The organism is Burkholderia sp. COPS, assembly GCF_019425585.1.
Lineage (GTDB): Bacteria > Pseudomonadota > Gammaproteobacteria > Burkholderiales > Burkholderiaceae > Burkholderia > Burkholderia cepacia.
On record NZ_WIXR01000037.1, the window covers coordinates 1 to 14,552 of the forward strand.

The 14,552-nt window shown below is 68.5% G+C and carries 11 protein-coding genes; 7 read left to right on the top strand and 4 right to left on the bottom strand.

Annotated elements, in window-relative coordinates:
• Positions 1–156: 156 nt before the first annotated feature.
• The 5 genes from FOZ70_RS27365 to FOZ70_RS27385 all read left to right on the top strand — a co-directional run bounded on the left by FOZ70_RS27365 (position 157) and on the right by FOZ70_RS27385 (position 6,976).
• Positions 157–1,314: an efflux RND transporter periplasmic adaptor subunit gene (locus tag FOZ70_RS27365; RefSeq protein WP_059676135.1), complete on the top strand. Its 1,158-nt coding sequence runs from the start codon at positions 157–159 to the stop codon at positions 1,312–1,314.
• A gap of 20 nt (positions 1,315–1,334) precedes the next feature.
• Positions 1,335–4,478, top strand: a complete 3,144-nt coding sequence (locus FOZ70_RS27370) for an efflux RND transporter permease subunit (RefSeq protein ID WP_175895232.1) — start codon at positions 1,335–1,337, stop codon at positions 4,476–4,478.
• 4 nt (positions 4,479–4,482) lie between these two features.
• Positions 4,483–5,925 carry an efflux transporter outer membrane subunit gene (locus tag FOZ70_RS27375; RefSeq protein WP_219707231.1) on the top strand — a complete coding sequence of 481 codons (1,443 nt, stop codon included), beginning with the start codon at positions 4,483–4,485 and terminating at the stop codon, positions 5,923–5,925.
• Between the two features lie 113 nt (positions 5,926–6,038).
• Positions 6,039–6,728: a response regulator gene (locus FOZ70_RS27380; protein WP_059585629.1), complete on the top strand. Its 690-nt coding sequence runs from the start codon at positions 6,039–6,041 to the stop codon at positions 6,726–6,728.
• A complete protein-coding gene (locus FOZ70_RS27385; protein ID WP_219707232.1) occupies positions 6,725–6,976 on the top strand; it encodes a hypothetical protein in 252 nt (83 codons plus the stop codon). Before FOZ70_RS27380 ends, FOZ70_RS27385 begins: the two co-directional genes overlap by 4 nt.
• 9 nt (positions 6,977–6,985) lie before the next feature.
• Here FOZ70_RS27385 and FOZ70_RS27390 read toward each other — a convergent pair whose 3' ends face one another.
• Both FOZ70_RS27390 and FOZ70_RS27395 read right to left on the bottom strand, forming a co-directional pair.
• Positions 6,986–8,140, bottom strand: a complete 1,155-nt coding sequence (locus FOZ70_RS27390; protein WP_219707233.1) for an AraC family transcriptional regulator — start codon at positions 8,138–8,140, stop codon at positions 6,986–6,988.
• Positions 8,140–9,774, bottom strand: a complete 1,635-nt coding sequence (locus FOZ70_RS27395; protein ID WP_059554984.1) for an AMP-binding protein — start codon at positions 9,772–9,774, stop codon at positions 8,140–8,142. Before FOZ70_RS27395 ends, FOZ70_RS27390 begins: the two co-directional genes overlap by 1 nt.
• 301 nt (positions 9,775–10,075) lie before the next feature.
• Here FOZ70_RS27395 and FOZ70_RS27400 point away from each other — a divergent pair, with 301 nt between their 5' ends.
• Both FOZ70_RS27400 and FOZ70_RS27405 read left to right on the top strand, forming a co-directional pair.
• Complete coding sequence (locus tag FOZ70_RS27400) at positions 10,076–10,864, top strand: HAD-IIB family hydrolase (protein WP_219707234.1); 789 nt, start codon at positions 10,076–10,078, stop codon at positions 10,862–10,864.
• Between the two features lie 124 nt (positions 10,865–10,988).
• Positions 10,989–12,092 carry an AraC family transcriptional regulator gene (locus FOZ70_RS27405; RefSeq protein WP_042977091.1) on the top strand — a complete coding sequence of 368 codons (1,104 nt, stop codon included), beginning with the start codon at positions 10,989–10,991 and terminating at the stop codon, positions 12,090–12,092.
• Between the two features lie 19 nt (positions 12,093–12,111).
• On the opposite strand, the gene FOZ70_RS27410 is transcribed toward FOZ70_RS27405, so the two are convergent.
• On the bottom strand, positions 12,112–13,617 hold the full coding sequence (locus FOZ70_RS27410; protein WP_219707306.1) for a HAMP domain-containing sensor histidine kinase: 1,506 nt from the start codon (positions 13,615–13,617) through the stop codon (positions 12,112–12,114).
• Positions 13,617–14,336, bottom strand: coding sequence for a response regulator transcription factor (locus FOZ70_RS27415; protein ID WP_039353478.1), 720 nt, complete (start codon positions 14,334–14,336; stop codon positions 13,617–13,619). The genes FOZ70_RS27410 and FOZ70_RS27415 overlap by 1 nt, the downstream gene beginning before the upstream one ends.
• Positions 14,337–14,552 lie beyond the last annotated feature (216 nt).

Consider the following 14,552-nt stretch of genomic DNA (forward strand, 5'->3'; position numbering starts at 1 on the left):
CCTCCGAGCCCGCCACCGCCGCCGCATCGCCGTTACGCGATTCTTTCGCCTCCTCCATCAAACCTCCATCTTTCCGCACAAAAAACTCCATCGGGCATACGCACACTGCGAACCGAAAATGCGGGCCATCGGGTGCCTGCGTCCCATGGAGTCCACATGAAGAATCAGAAACGAGCCTGCTACGGCGCCGTGTGCGCGCTGGTGGCAGCGATGCTGGCGGGCTGCGGGCCCTCCGAACAGCAGGCCGCCGCGCCGGCCATTCCGGTTGCAGCGATGACGCTCGCGGCCGCGCCCCTCGACGTGAGCGAAGACCTGCCGGGCCGCGTCGCGGCCCACCGGATCGCCGAGATCCGGCCGCAGGTCAGCGGCATCGTGCAGCGACGGCTGTTCGAGCAAGGCTCGGAAGTGCGCGCGGGCGAGCCGCTGTTCCAGATCAACCCGGCACCGTTCAAGGCCGACATGGACACGGCCGCGGCGGCCCTGCAACGTGCGCAAGCCGCGCTCGAACGGGCCAAGGTGCAGACCACCCGCCTCAAGCCGCTGGTGGAAGCCGACGCGATCAGCCGGCAGGTCTACGACGACTCGGTGTCGCAACGCGACCAGGCCGCCGCCGACGTCGCGCAGGCCCGCGCGACGCTCGCACGACGCCAGCTCGACCTCAAGTTCGCAACCGTCGAAGCGCCGATCACGGGCCGCATCGACCAGGCCCTCGTGACCGAGGGTGCGCTCGTCGCGAGCAGCGACAGCCAGCCGATGGCACGCATCCAGCAGATCGACCAGGTCTATGTGGACGTCCGCCAGCCGGCCGCGTCGCTCGAATCGCTGCGCGGCGCGCTCGCCGGGCAGCCGGACACCACGGCAAACGGGCTGCCGGTCGACGTGCTGCGCGACGACGACTCGCGCTACGACGTGAAGGGCCGCATGCTGTTCTCGGGCGTCAACGTCGATCCGGGCACCGGCGACGTGCTGCTGCGCGTGCTGGTCGACAACCCGAAGCGCGAGCTGCTGCCGGGCATGTACGTGCGCGCCCGCATCCCGCGCGCGCACTACGCCGACGCGCTGACCGTGCCGCAACAGGCGATCGTCCGCGCCGGCGGCAAACCGCAGGTCTGGGTGATCGACGCGAAGAATCAGGCGCACCTGAAGGGTGTCGAAGTGGGCGAGCTGACGCATCGCAGCTACCGCATCAAGTCGGGTCTGCAGGCGGGGCAGAAGGTCGTCGTCGAAGGCATGGAGCGCCTGAGCGACGGCGCGGCCGTCACGGCGACCGCATGGAAGTCGCCTGAAGCGGTCAAGACCGCTGCCGCGCACTGAGTCACGGGGAGCCTCCAGTCATGTCCCAATTCTTCATCCGGCGCCCGGTATTCGCGTGGGTGATCGCCCTCTTCATCATCCTGCTGGGCCTGATCGCCATCCCCGAACTGCCGGTTGCGCGCTATCCGTCGGTCGCGCCGCCGACCGTCACCATTACCGCCACCTACCCGGGCGCCACGCCGCAAACGATGAGCGACAGCGTGCTGAGCCTCATCGAGCGCGAGCTGTCCGGCGTGCGTAACCTGCTGTACTTCGAATCGTCGGCAGATACCTCCGGCCAGGCGACCATCACCGCGACCTTCAAGCCCGGCACCGATTCGGCGATGGCGCAGGTCGAAGTCCAGAACAAGCTCAAGTCGGTCGAACCGCGCCTGCCCCCCGTCGTACGGCAAAACGGCGTGATCGTGCAGTCGGCCTCATCGGGCTTCCTGTTGTTTGTCGGCCTGAAGTCGGAAAGCGGCCGCTACGACGAAAACGCGCTTGCCGACTACATGGCGCGCAACGTCGTCGAGGACTTGCGACGTGTCGAAGGCGTCGGCAAGGTGCAGCTGTTCGGCTCCGAACAGGCGATGCGCATCTGGGTCGATCCGCAGAAGCTGATCACCTACGGCCTGTCGATGAACGACCTGACGACGGCCGTCAGCCAGCAGAACGTGCAGATCGCCCCGGGCAGCCTCGGCGCGGCGCCCGCACTGCCGGGCCAACGCGTGACCGTGCCGCTTACCGCGCAAGGCCAGCTTACGTCGCCGGAGCAGTTCGCGAAGATCGTGCTGCGCGCGAATGCGAACGGCTCGAAGGTCGTGCTCGGCGACGTCGCGCGGGTCGAACTCGGCCCTCAGGCGTTCACCTTCGTCAACAGCGAGAACGGCAAACCCGCCACCTTCGCCGGCGTGCAGCTGGCGCCGGGCGCCAACGCGGTGAAGACCGCGGAGGCCGTGCGCGAGCAACTCGACATGATCGCCAAGACCATGCCTTCCGGCATGACCTACTCGATCCCGTTCGATACCGCACCGTTCGTGAAGATCTCGATCGAGAAGGTGATTCACACGCTGCTCGAAGCGATGGTGCTCGTATTCCTGGTGATGTACCTGTTCCTGCAGAACGTGCGCTACACGCTGATCCCGGCGATCGTCGCGCCGGTGGCGATGCTCGGCACGTTCACGGTCATGCTGATGACAGGCTTCTCGATCAACGTGCTGACGATGTTCGGCATGGTGCTCGCGATCGGCATCATCGTCGACGATGCGATCGTCGTCGTGGAGAACGTCGAACGCCTGATGATGGAAGAAGGCCTGTCGCCGAAGGACGCGACGATCAAGGCCATGAAGGAAATCACCGGCGCCATCATCGGCATCACGCTGGTGCTGACGGCCGTGTTCCTCCCGATGGCGATGTCGAGCGGCTCGGTTGGCGTGATCTATCAGCAGTTCACGCTGTCGATGGCCGTGTCGATCATGTTCTCGGCCCTGCTTGCGCTCACGCTGACGCCGGCCCTGTGCGCGACGATGCTCAAGCCGGTCGACCACAGCCATCACCAGAAGCGCGGCTTCTTCGGCTGGTTCAACCGTCGCTTCGACCGCCTCACGGACTGGTACGAAACGCGCGTCGGCCGCCTGGTCGGCCGCACGGGCCGCGTGATGCTGCTGTTCGTCGCGATCGCTGTCGCGCTGGTGTTCGGCTTCCGCGTGCTGCCGTCGTCGTTCCTGCCCGAGGAAGACCAGGGCTACTTCATGACCGGCTTCCTGCTCCCGGCGGATTCGACCGTCGAGCGCACGGGCGACGTGGTCAAGACCCTCGAGAAGCATCTCGCGTCGCGTCCGGCGATCCAGTCGAGCATCTCCATCATCGGTTACGGCTTCTCCGGCCTCGGCTCGAACGCGGCACTGAATTACGCGGTGCTCAAGGACTGGGACAAGCGCGAAGGTTCGTCCACGATTGAAGAAGCGATGCGCGCGCAGGCCGCGACGGGCGGTGTAACCGAAGGTACGGTCATGAGCCTGTTGCCGCCGGCAATCGACGGGCTGGGCACGAGCTCGGGCTTCACGATGCGCCTGCAGGATCGCGCCAACCAGGGCTTCGCGGCGCTCAAGGCGGCTGAAACCAGGCTGCTCGAACTGGCTGCGCAAAGCAAGGTGGTGACCGGCGTCTATCCGGACAGCCTGCCGGCCGGCACGAGCGTGCGGCTGGACATCGACCGCGAGAAGGCCGAAGCGCTCGGCGTGTCGTTCACGACCATCAGCGACACGCTGTCGGCCGCGATGGGCTCGACCTACGTGAACGACTTCCCGAACGCAGGCCGCATGCAGCAGGTGATCATCCAGGCGGATGCCCCGGCACGCATGCAGATCGACAACGTGATGAAACTCTACGTGCGCAACGCGACCGGCGGCATGGTACCGCTGTCCGAAGTGGTGCATCCGGTCTGGTCGGAAGCCCCGCTCCAGATGGTGCGCTTCCAGGGTTATCCGGCCGCGCGTATCTCCGGCAGTCCGGCACCCGGCTACTCCAGCGGCGCGGCGATGGCCGAGATGGAGCGCCTGGCAACCCAGTTGCCGCCTGGCTTCACGGTGGCCTGGACCGGCCAGTCGCTGCAGGAGCGTGAATCGGCATCGCAGGCACCGATGCTGATGGCGCTGTCGATGATCGTCGTGTTCCTGGTGCTCGCGGCGCTCTACGAGAGCTGGGCGATTCCGTTGTCGGTGATGCTGGTGGTGCCGCTCGGCCTGATCGGCGCACTCGGCGCGGTGATGCTCCGCGGGCTGCCGAACGACGTTTTCTTCAAGGTCGGGATGATTACCGTGATCGGCCTGTCGGCGAAGAACGCGATCCTGATCGTGGAGTTCGCGAAGCAGTTGCGCGAGGAAGGCAAGGGGCTCATCGAAGCGGCCGTGCAGGCATCGAAGCTGCGCCTGCGTCCGATCCTGATGACGTCGCTCGCGTTCGGGCTCGGCGTGGTGCCGCTCGTCATCGCCTCCGGCGCCAGCTCCGAGACGCAGCACGCGATCGGTACCGGCGTGCTGGGCGGCATGATCACCGCCACCGTGCTGGCCATTTTCTTCGTTCCGGTTTTCTACGTGTTCGTGATGAGCATCCAGGAACGCATCTCGGCATGGCGCGCATCCGGCAAGAAGCCCGCCACCGTGACCCACGAACATGAAGGTTGATGCCATGCGATCGCTCATTCTTACCGCGGCCGTTTCCGCCGCCCTCGCGCTGTCGGCATGCTCGATGGCTCCGAAGCTGGTCAAGCCCGCGATGCCGGTGCCGACCGCCTACACGACCGCTGCCGCGGCCGACCAGCACGCGAACGCGGCCGATCTCGGCTGGCGCACGATGTTCGGCGACCGCCGCCTGCAGCGCCTGATCGAGCTCGCGCTCGACAACAACCGCGACCTGCGCCTGGCCGCGCTGAACGTGCAGGCCGCCGAAGCGCAGTACGGCATCCAGCGTTCCGCGCGCCTGCCGTCGATCGGCGCCGGCGCGAGCTTCACGCGCCAGCGCACGGCAGCCGACTCGCAATCGAACCCGCCGCTGCTCGAGAACACGCAGAACCAGTACGGCGTGAACGTCGGCATCAGCGCGTTCGAGATCGACCTGTTCGGCCGCGTGAAGTCGCTGTCCGATGCGGCGTTCGCGCGCTACCTCGCGACCGATCACGGCCGCCGCGCGGTGCAGATCGCGCTCGTCGGCTCCGTGGCCAACGCGTATTTCGCGGAACGTCTCGCGCAGGAACAGCGCGCGTTGTCCGAACGCACGCTGAACGACTGGCGCCAGTCGCTCGACCTCGCGCGCCGGCTCAAGCTCGCGGATCAGGCGAGCGGTGTCGACATCGCGCAGGCCGAAGGCCAGGTCGCGAGCGCCGGCGCCGATCTCGAAGCGCGCTCGCGCGCGGTCGAGCAGGCAGGCAACGCGCTGCGGCTGCTGGTCGGCACCGACCTGCCGAAAGACCTGCCCGACCCGCTGTCGCTGGAACGCCAGCCGGTGATGACGCAACTGCCGGCCGGCCTGCCGTCGGAATTGCTGTACCGCCGGCCGGACATCCAGCAGGCCGAGCAGAACCTCGTCGCCGCCAACGCCGACATCGGCGCGGCGCGCGCGGCGTTCTTCCCGCGCCTGTCGTTGACGTCGTCGATCGGTTTCCTGAGCCCGGGGCTGGGCAGCCTGTTCGCCGGCGGCCAGAACGTGTGGAGCTTCGCGCCGCAGGTCACGTTGCCGATCTTCCAGGGTGGCCGGCTGCGTTCCGAACTGAATCTCGCGGAAGTGCGCAAGTCCAGCGCGGTCGTCGAATACGAACGCGCGATCCAGACCGCGTTCCGCGAAGTGGCCGACGGCCTCGCTGGGCGCGAGACGTTCACCCGCCAGATCGATGCGCAAAACCGCGTCGTCAAGAGCGCCGAGCGCCGTACCGATCTCGTGAACCTGCGCTATCGGGCCGGCATCGAGGATCGGCTGGAACTGCTCGACTCGCAGCGCCAGCTGTATGCCGCGCGTCAGGCGCTGCTGGACCTGCGCAACGCCGAACTGGGCAACGCGGTCGCGCTCTACAAGGCGCTCGGTGGCGGCCTGGTCGACACCGATGTGCCTCCCGCCAACAACGTGGCGAACAACTGAGCAACGCGTCGTCGCCGATCCGTTCGCGACGACCGAACGCACGATGAAGTCCGGCAGCGCACGTGCCGCGCCGCCGGCCCGCCTGCCGGTCACGTTCACTTTCAGTGATACCGATGAACCCTCTGATACTCATTGCCGAAGACGATCCGGAGATCGCCGACATACTCGACGCCTACCTGGCTCACGACGGCTTTCGCACCTATCGCGTCGGTCACGGCCAGGCCGTGCTCGACGTGCAGCGCGTGCTGAAACCCGACCTGATCCTGCTCGACGTCAGGATGCCGAACAAGGACGGCTGGGAAGTCCTCGTCGAACTGCGTCGCCGCGGCAACACGCCGATCGTCATCATCACGGCGCTCGACCGCGAAATCGATCGCTTGCAGGGCCTGCGCTTCGGCGCGGACGACTACATCACGAAGCCGTTCAATCCGGCCGAGGTGGTCGCGCGCATCCGGGCGATCCTGCGCCGTCTGGAAACCGCCGGCGCGGGACGCTTCATCAAGGTCGGCAACCTCGAAATCGATACGCAAAGCTATCTGACCACGGTCCGCACGGACAGCGGGGAAACCAGCATCGCGCTGACGCTGACCGAATTCCGGCTGCTCGCCCACCTGGCCGGCTCGCCGAACCGCGTGTTCACGCGCAGCGAACTGATCGACGCCTGCCTCGCCGACGTCGATGCGCTGGAACGCACCGTCGACAGCCATATCAGCCGGTTGCGCAAGAAGCTCGAAGGCGCGGGCGCGTCCGGGATGCCGGAAGTGATGCGCGGCGTCGGCTACCGGCTGCGCAGCAGCCAGTGAGCACGCGTCACGGATCGCGGCTGCGTGCTGCGCGGATCGGCGGGCTCCTGATGGCCACGGTCGTGCTGACGATCGCGACCGGCTGGTTCGTCGTCTACGGGCTGATCGTGAGCATCCGCACGCAGATGCGCTGCTTCGATGCGTGGCCCGGGAGCTGGGCCCGGTTCGAAGCCAACGGGAGCCGTCCATGGGAGCGTGCGACGGGAGCCGGTTATGGGAACCGGCTCCCTTGGCCCTTGAACCTTTGAAGCGATGCGCTACGCGCGCCGCCGGTAAGTGCCCGGCGTGCTCCCCGTCCAGTGGCGGAACGCGCGATGGAACGCGCTCGGATCGTCGAAGCCGATGTCGGCGCCGATCGCCGCGATCGTGTCGGGCGTGTCGGTCAATCGCTGGATCGCGATGTCGCGCCGCAGTTCGTCCTTGAGCACCTGGAACGTCGTCCCTTCGGCGGCCAGGTGGCGGCTCAACGTGCGCACCGAGCAATGCAGGTGCTCGGCCGCCTGGTCGATCGCCGGCAGGTCGGGCAACGCGGCCGACAGGTACTGCCGCACGCGATGGCACACGAGCTGTTCGCTGAACGATTCGAAGATCCAGTCGCCGGGCGCGCGCGCGAGGAACTTGCGCAGGTTGCGCTTGCTCTGCCGGATCGGCGCATCGAGGTAGTCCGCGCTGAAGCGCATCAGCGTGCGCTCGCAGTCGAACTGCACGGAGCCGGTAAAGAAATACAGGTGGTCGACCGCATGGCGCGGCCGCGGGCACGCGAACTCGATCTGCAGCAGCGGGATCTTCTGCCCGATCAGCCAGGAGCACACGCCGTGCACGAGCTTGAGCATCAGTTCCTGGCCGAGCGCGCCGATCGGGCCGATCGCGTCGTTCGGGCGCAGCAGCACCTGCGCGACGAGGCCGTCGCGCTTCGATTCGACGAAGAAATCGTCGAGCAGGATATGGAAGAATTGCCCGAAACGATGCTGCGCCGTTTCGAGGTTGCGCGCGTCGAGCAGGCTCAGGCACAGGTACTTCAGCGTGCCGCCGCGCAGCGGGCGCGAGAAGATGCCGGGCATCTCGTCGTCGAGGTCGATCGCGAGCGTGCGGTACAGCGTCGAGAACTGCTCCTCCGTCACGCGCGCATGCGGTTCGCCGAGCAGCTCGATCGGGATGCCGGCCCCGCGCAGGTAGCGCTCGACCACGTCGCGCTGCACGCCCGCGCTCGCGAGGAAGCCGTTGACGAGCGAGATCGGCACCGTCGCGCTCGGCGAAGGCAGCGCCCGCCCGGGCCCGGGCTGGGCGGAAAGTGCATCTGAACCGGTCATCACGTCCCCGTCGGTCGAACCGCTCGCATTGTACTTGAGCGGCCCGCGCGGGGGCTTCCGGGCCCGGGGCGCGCCGGGCCTTGCGCGGCGCGCCGACGCCATCAGTCGGTGCGGCTGAGTTCCCGGCGCAGGATCTTGCCGACGGTCGACTTCGGCAGGCGGTCGACGAAGCGGATCAGCTTCGGCACCTTGTAGGCCGCGAGGCTCGCGCGGCAATGCGCGACGAGTTGTTCCTCCGAGACGTACGCATCCTGCGCCAGCACGACGAACAGCTTGACGGCCTCGCCCGTGCGCGCGTCGGGCACGCCGATGCACGCGCATTCGGCAACGCCCGGCATGGCGGTCGCGACGGCTTCCACCTCGTTCGGGTACACGTTGAAGCCCGACACGATGATCATGTCCTTCTTGCGGTCGACGATCCGCAGGAAACCGGCTTCATCGAACACGCCGACGTCACCCGTGCGGAAATAGCCGTCGGCCGTGAACGCGGCCGCGTTCGCGTCCGGTTTCTGCCAGTAGCCGCTCATCACCTGCGGCCCCTTCACGCAGATTTCGCCGGCTTCGCCGATCGCGACTTCGCGATCCTGGTCGTCGAGCAGCTTCACGTCGGTCGACGGCAGCGGCAGGCCCGTGGTGCCCGTGAAGGTATCGATCGACTGCGGGTTGAACGACACGACCGGCGACGTTTCCGACAGCCCGTAACCCTCGCGGATGAAGTTGCCCGTCACCGCCTTCCAGCGCGACGAGATCACGTCGATCACGGCCGCGCCGCCGCCGGCCGACAGCTTCAGCCGCGACCAGTCGACTTCAGTCAGGCGCGGATGGCCGGCGAGCCCCGCATACAGCGTGTTCACGCCGACGAATACCGTCGGCCGCGCGGCCTTCAGCACGTCGATGAAGCCGTCCATGTCGCGCGGGTTCGCGACCAGCCAGTTCTGCGCGCCGATCGCGAAGTAGGACAGGAAGTTCACCGTCAGCGCGAAGATGTGATACATCGGGATCGCCGTGACGACGACCTCCTCGCCCGGCTCGCGCGCGGCCGGCACGATCGCGCCGAACTGCGCGATGTTCGCGACGAGGTTGCGGTGCGACAGCGCGGCCCCCTTCGACAGGCCGGTCGTGCCGCCCGTGTACTGCAGCAGCAGCAGGTCCGCGCCGCCGAGCGGCACCGGCTCGAACGCGAGCGATTCGCCGGCGGCGATGGCGTCCGCGAGCGGGATCGAACCGGGCGGCAGCGCGTCGCATGCCCCGGCCGGCGCATCGACGACGCCGAGATCGCCGCGCCCGACGCTCAGCACGGTACGCACGCGCGTGCCGCCGACCACTTCGGCGAACGTGCCCATCGACCCGCCGCACACCAGGGCGACTTCGACGCCTGCGTCGTTGAGCTGATGCTCGAGCTCGCGCGCCGTGTAGAGCGGGTTCACGTTGACCTGGATCGCGCCGATCTTCGCGACCGCGACGAACGCGACCGGAAACGCGAGCACGTTGGGCAGCATCACGGCCACGCGATCGCCCTTGCGCACGCCCACGACCTGCTGCAGATAAGCGGCCAGTGCCGTCGACAGGCGGTCGACGTCGGCATAGGTGAGCGTGCGGCCGTACGAATGGAACGCCGGACGATCGGCGAAACGGTGCATCGCGTCGTCCAGCAGCGCGCTTACGGAAGGATGGCGATCGGGATCGATCTCGGCGGGGATCGAGCCATACGACCCGGTCCAGTGTCTGTTCGTCATGTCTCACTCCACGGGGGACGGCGCGCCGGCCGCGCGCCGTTCGCGCGACGGCCTGCACGCCAGAAGCGCGGGCCGTCGCCTGACCGGCGACTATCGCCCGCGCGGCGCGCTTTGAAAATGATCCGGGCGGCCGAAAAGATGATCGAAACGGACACACCGGCGGGCGCGCTTGTCCAGACAACTTCGCCGGCCGGCGCGGGAAACCGCTTATTCCCCGGCACGAATTGCAAAGCAGCAAGCGGCATGGCACGGCCGGGCGCCCTTCTTCATAATCGACGCCCGTCATTCCGCTGTCGAAACCATGCAGCCGCTTTCCCTGGCCCCCGCCGACACCTTCTCGTCCGTCCGCTTCCTGCTGACCGACATGGACGAGACCCTGACCCATCACGGACGCCTGTCCTCCCGCACCTACACGGCGCTCGAACGCCTGCAGGCGGGCGGCATCCGCGTGATCCCGGTGACGGCCGCGCCGGCGGGCTGGTGCGACCAGATGGCGCGCATGTGGCCGGTCGACGGCGTGATCGCGGAGAACGGCGGCCTTTTCATCCGGCGCGGCCCGGACGGGCACGGCGTCGAACGCCGTTACTGGCATGCGGACGATGCGCTCCCCGGCGCACGCGACGCACTCCGGCGCATCGCGCGGCAGGTCGAGGCGGCCGTCCCCGCCGCCCGCCACGCGGACGACCAGGATTTCAGGCTGACGTCGCTCGCGTACGCCCGCACCGGCGGCGACCAGGACGACCGGGTCCGCGACGCGCTGGTCGAGGCCGGCGCGGACGCGACCATCAACAACCTGTGGATCATCGGGTGGGTCGGCGGGTACGACAAGCTGTCGATGTCGCTGCGCGTGCTGTCGGACACGTTCGGCGTCGACGCGGGCGCCGGCGCGGCGCGCGATTGCGTCGCCTATTCCGGTGATTCCACCAACGATGCGCCGATGTTCGGCTACTTCACGCACACGGCCGGCATGAGCACCGTGGTCGACTATCTGCGGCAGTTGCCCGCGTTGCCGCGCTGGATCACGCAGGGCCCGGGCGGCAGCGGGTTCGTGGAGTTCGCCGACGCGATCCTGCGCACGCGCGCGGACTAGGGCCTGTTCACGCTCGCGCATCGACTGTCGCGTGATCGTCAGGGTGAACCCTGTGGCGCATGGGACCGATCCCGAGCAGAATTGCGTGCCGTAAACGATATCGATTCGGACGCAGGATGTTCCCATGCCGCGCAGTGTGCCCTTGAACCCGACGACCGCCCGCGCCGCCCGCCTGCCGGACCTCGAGCCGGCCCACACGTTGCGCCAGCAGCGCTTCACGCCGGCCAAGCTGGCCGTGCTGCTCGACGTGGCCGCGCAAGCCGGCATCGACCCGGCCGCGGTGCTCGACGGTACCGGCCTCACGCCGGCCGCCGTCGCGGACCCGTTCACGCTCACGTCGCCGCTGCAGTTCCTCACGGCCGCGCGCAATGCCATCGGCCGCCATGACGGCACCGATCTCGGCGTGCGCGTCGGCCACCGGCTGCACGTGACGAGCTACGGGATGTACGGCTACGCGATGCTGTGCTCGGAATCGCTCGCGCACGCGTTCGAATCGGCCGTCAAATATCACCGGCTCGCGAACGGCATGCTCGCGATCCGCTGGGTCGAACAGGGCGATACCGCGTCGTGGCTGTTTCCCGACCGGCACGAAGTCGCGCTGCCCGATCTCGACGAGCCGCTGTACCGTTTCCTGATCGACATGCAGTTCGCGCTGCACGTGACGATCATCAAGGACGTGATGGGTGCGTGGTGCGTGCCGGCGCGCGCGCAGTTCGCGCAGCCGCAGCCGGCGCACGCGGCGCTGCTGGGCGATGCGCTCGAATGCCCGATCGCGTTCGACCAGCCGCATCATGTGCTCAGCTACCCGGCCGCGTGGCTCGCGCGCGCGCCGCAGCTCGCGAATCCGATTACCGCCGCGCAGGTGTCGTCGCACTGCGCGAGCCTGCTCGACGAATTGCGCAGCCAGGCCGGCGTCACGCGGCGCGTGTACCAGGAACTCACCCGCACGCCGGGACAATTCCCCGATATCGACGCGATCGCGGCGATCCTGTGCATCACGTCGCGCACGCTGCGCCGCAAGCTCGAAGCCGAAGGCACCTCGTACAGCGAACTGCTGGCGAGCGTGCGCAAGGCGCTCGCGATCGACTATCTCGGCACGACCACGCTCAGCACCGAGGACATCGCATCGACGCTCGGCTTCAGCGATGCGGTGGGTTTCCGCCACGCGTTCAAGCGCTGGACCGGCATGACGCCGAGCGACGTGCGGCGCAACAAGCGCGGCGGCTGAGCGCGAGCAGTGACGGCGCTCAGCGCCCGTCGCCGGTCGCGGACGCGGCCACCGCCAGCGCGAACTCGAACACCGCCCCCCGCCCGGGCCGGTCGACCAGCCGGATACTGCTGCCGTTGAGCGCCAGCATCCGGTGCACGATCAGCAGCCCGAGCCCGCCGCTCGTCACCGCGCCGCCGCTCATCGGCCGCTGCGGCCGCTGGAACAACCCTTCGCGCCGCGCCGCCGGAATCCCTTCCCCGGTATCGGCCACGGTCACGAGCACGCGGTCGCCGCGCGGCTCCAGCGCGACCTCGACCTCGCCGTGCGCAGGCGTATGCCGCAGCGCGTTGTCGAGCAGGTTGGTCAGCACGCGCTCGATCATCCCGAGATCGGCCGACACGACCGGTACCCGCGCCGGAATCCGCGCATGCAGCGCGACGCCGCGCGCCTGCGCGGTCAGCTCGAACTTCTGGAACACGTCCTGCACGAGATCGACGAGCGAGAACGGCTCGCGCTCGGCCTGCACGCCGCCCGATTCGAGGCGTGCGAGCTCGAACAGCGCCTGCGCGAGCCGCCCGACCTTCGCGCTCTGCGCGAGCGCGATCGACAGGTAGCGACGCCGTTCGGTGTCGGCGAGCGTGTCGGCCTTCAGCGACAGCGTCTCCAGGTAGCCGTGCAGCGACGTGAGCGGCGTGCGCAGGTCGTGCGAGATGTTCGTGATCAGCTCGCGCCGCTGCTGGTCCTGACGCGTCAGCGCGCGCCACTGGTCGCCGATCCGGTCGGCCATCTGCGCGAACGCGGATTCGAGCACGACGATGTCGTCGCCGCGCCGGCCCGGCCGCGAGCGCGGCACCGGCGGCTGCGTGTCGGGCGTGCCGTTCGCGTCGAAGCGGCGCATCGCGTCCGTCAGCCGGCGCAGCGGGCGCGTGATGAAGCTGAACGCGGTGAGGCCCGCGAGCAGGCCGAGCAGCGCGACGAGCGCCATCGACCACAGCGTCGTGCGCAGCACGTTGCCGGCGTCCACGCGCGCGGCCAGCCGGTCGTGCGCCTCGCCGAGCAGCACCACGTAGATGTAGCCCGACGGCGGCTGCCCCGCGCGCTGCAGCGGCGCGGCGCTGAAAACCTTGCGTGCGTCGAGGCTGCGCGGATCGTCGCCGAGGATCGGCAGCGGCTCGCCCGCGATGAAGCGCTGCACGGGGGCGAGATCGACGCGGTCGCGCTTCACGTGGCCGGGCGGCGCATCGTCGCCCTTGATGCGCCCCGCGTTGTCGAGCAGATAGACCTCGACGCTCGGGTTCACGCCCATCAGCTGGCCGAACAGCGTGCGCACGGCGTCCGGGCGCAGCCCGTTCGCGTCCATCAGCGGCGCGCTGTGGGTCACGCTGTCGACGATATTGGCGGCGAGGTCACGCGACAGCCCCTGCACGACTTCCTGCTCGCGCATGTCATTCGCGCGGATCTGCAGCCACGCGGATGCGCCCGAGCACGCGAGCAGCAGCACCGAGAACACGAGCGACAGCCGCTGGGTCAGGGTGAGCTTCATCATGCGTCCCGCTGGCCCGGCGCGGCGAGCTTGTAGCCGCGGCCCCACACGGTGAGGATCCGCACGGGCTCCGCCGGATCGGCCTCGATCTTCGCGCGCAGCCGGTTGATGTGGGTGTTGACCGTGTGTTCGTAGCCTTCGTGCTGGTAACCCCACACGGCGTTGAGCAGGTCCATCCGCGAGAACACCTTGCCCGGGTGCCGCGCGAAGAAATACAGCAGGTCGAATTCGCGCGGCGTGAGGTCGATGCGCGCGCCGTCGACGCTCGCTTCGCGCGCGATCGGGTCGATCGCCAGCCCCGCGACGTCGAGCGTACCCGCATCGATCCGCGAATCGCGCGCGAGCGCATCGACGCGGCGCAGCAGCGCCTTCACACGCGCGACGAGTTCGAGCACCGAGAACGGCTTGGCCAGATAGTCGTCGGCGCCGAGCTCGAGGCCGAGGATCCGGTGCACCTCGCTCGAGCGCGCGCTCGTGATGATGATCGGCGTGTAGCGCGTCATCGCCCGCGCGCGCCGGCAGATTTCCAGGCCGTCGACGCCCGGCAGCATCAGGTCGAGGATCAGCGCATCCCAACCACCCTGCTCGAGCAGGCGCAGCCCTTCGGCGCCGTCCGCGCTGTGCACGACCTCGTAGCGCTCGTCGCGCAGGTGCAGGCTGAGCACGTCGGCGATGTCGGCGTCGTCTTCGACGATCAGGATGCGTTTCGGTTGGTCCATGGCGGCGGATGGCGGCACGTCGGTGCCGAGGTCGGGTATCGGTTCGGGCCGGCCCCGGGCCCGGGCCGGCTGGCCGGGTTCCCCGGGGAGCGAATCGCGGCAATGCGCCGCGCTGCCGCCATTGTGCAAAATTTTGCGGGAGGGAGGGATCACATTTCGTTTATCTTTGCATCGTGCCCGCCCCGTGAGCCAATGCCGGCATGGCTCTCCAATCCG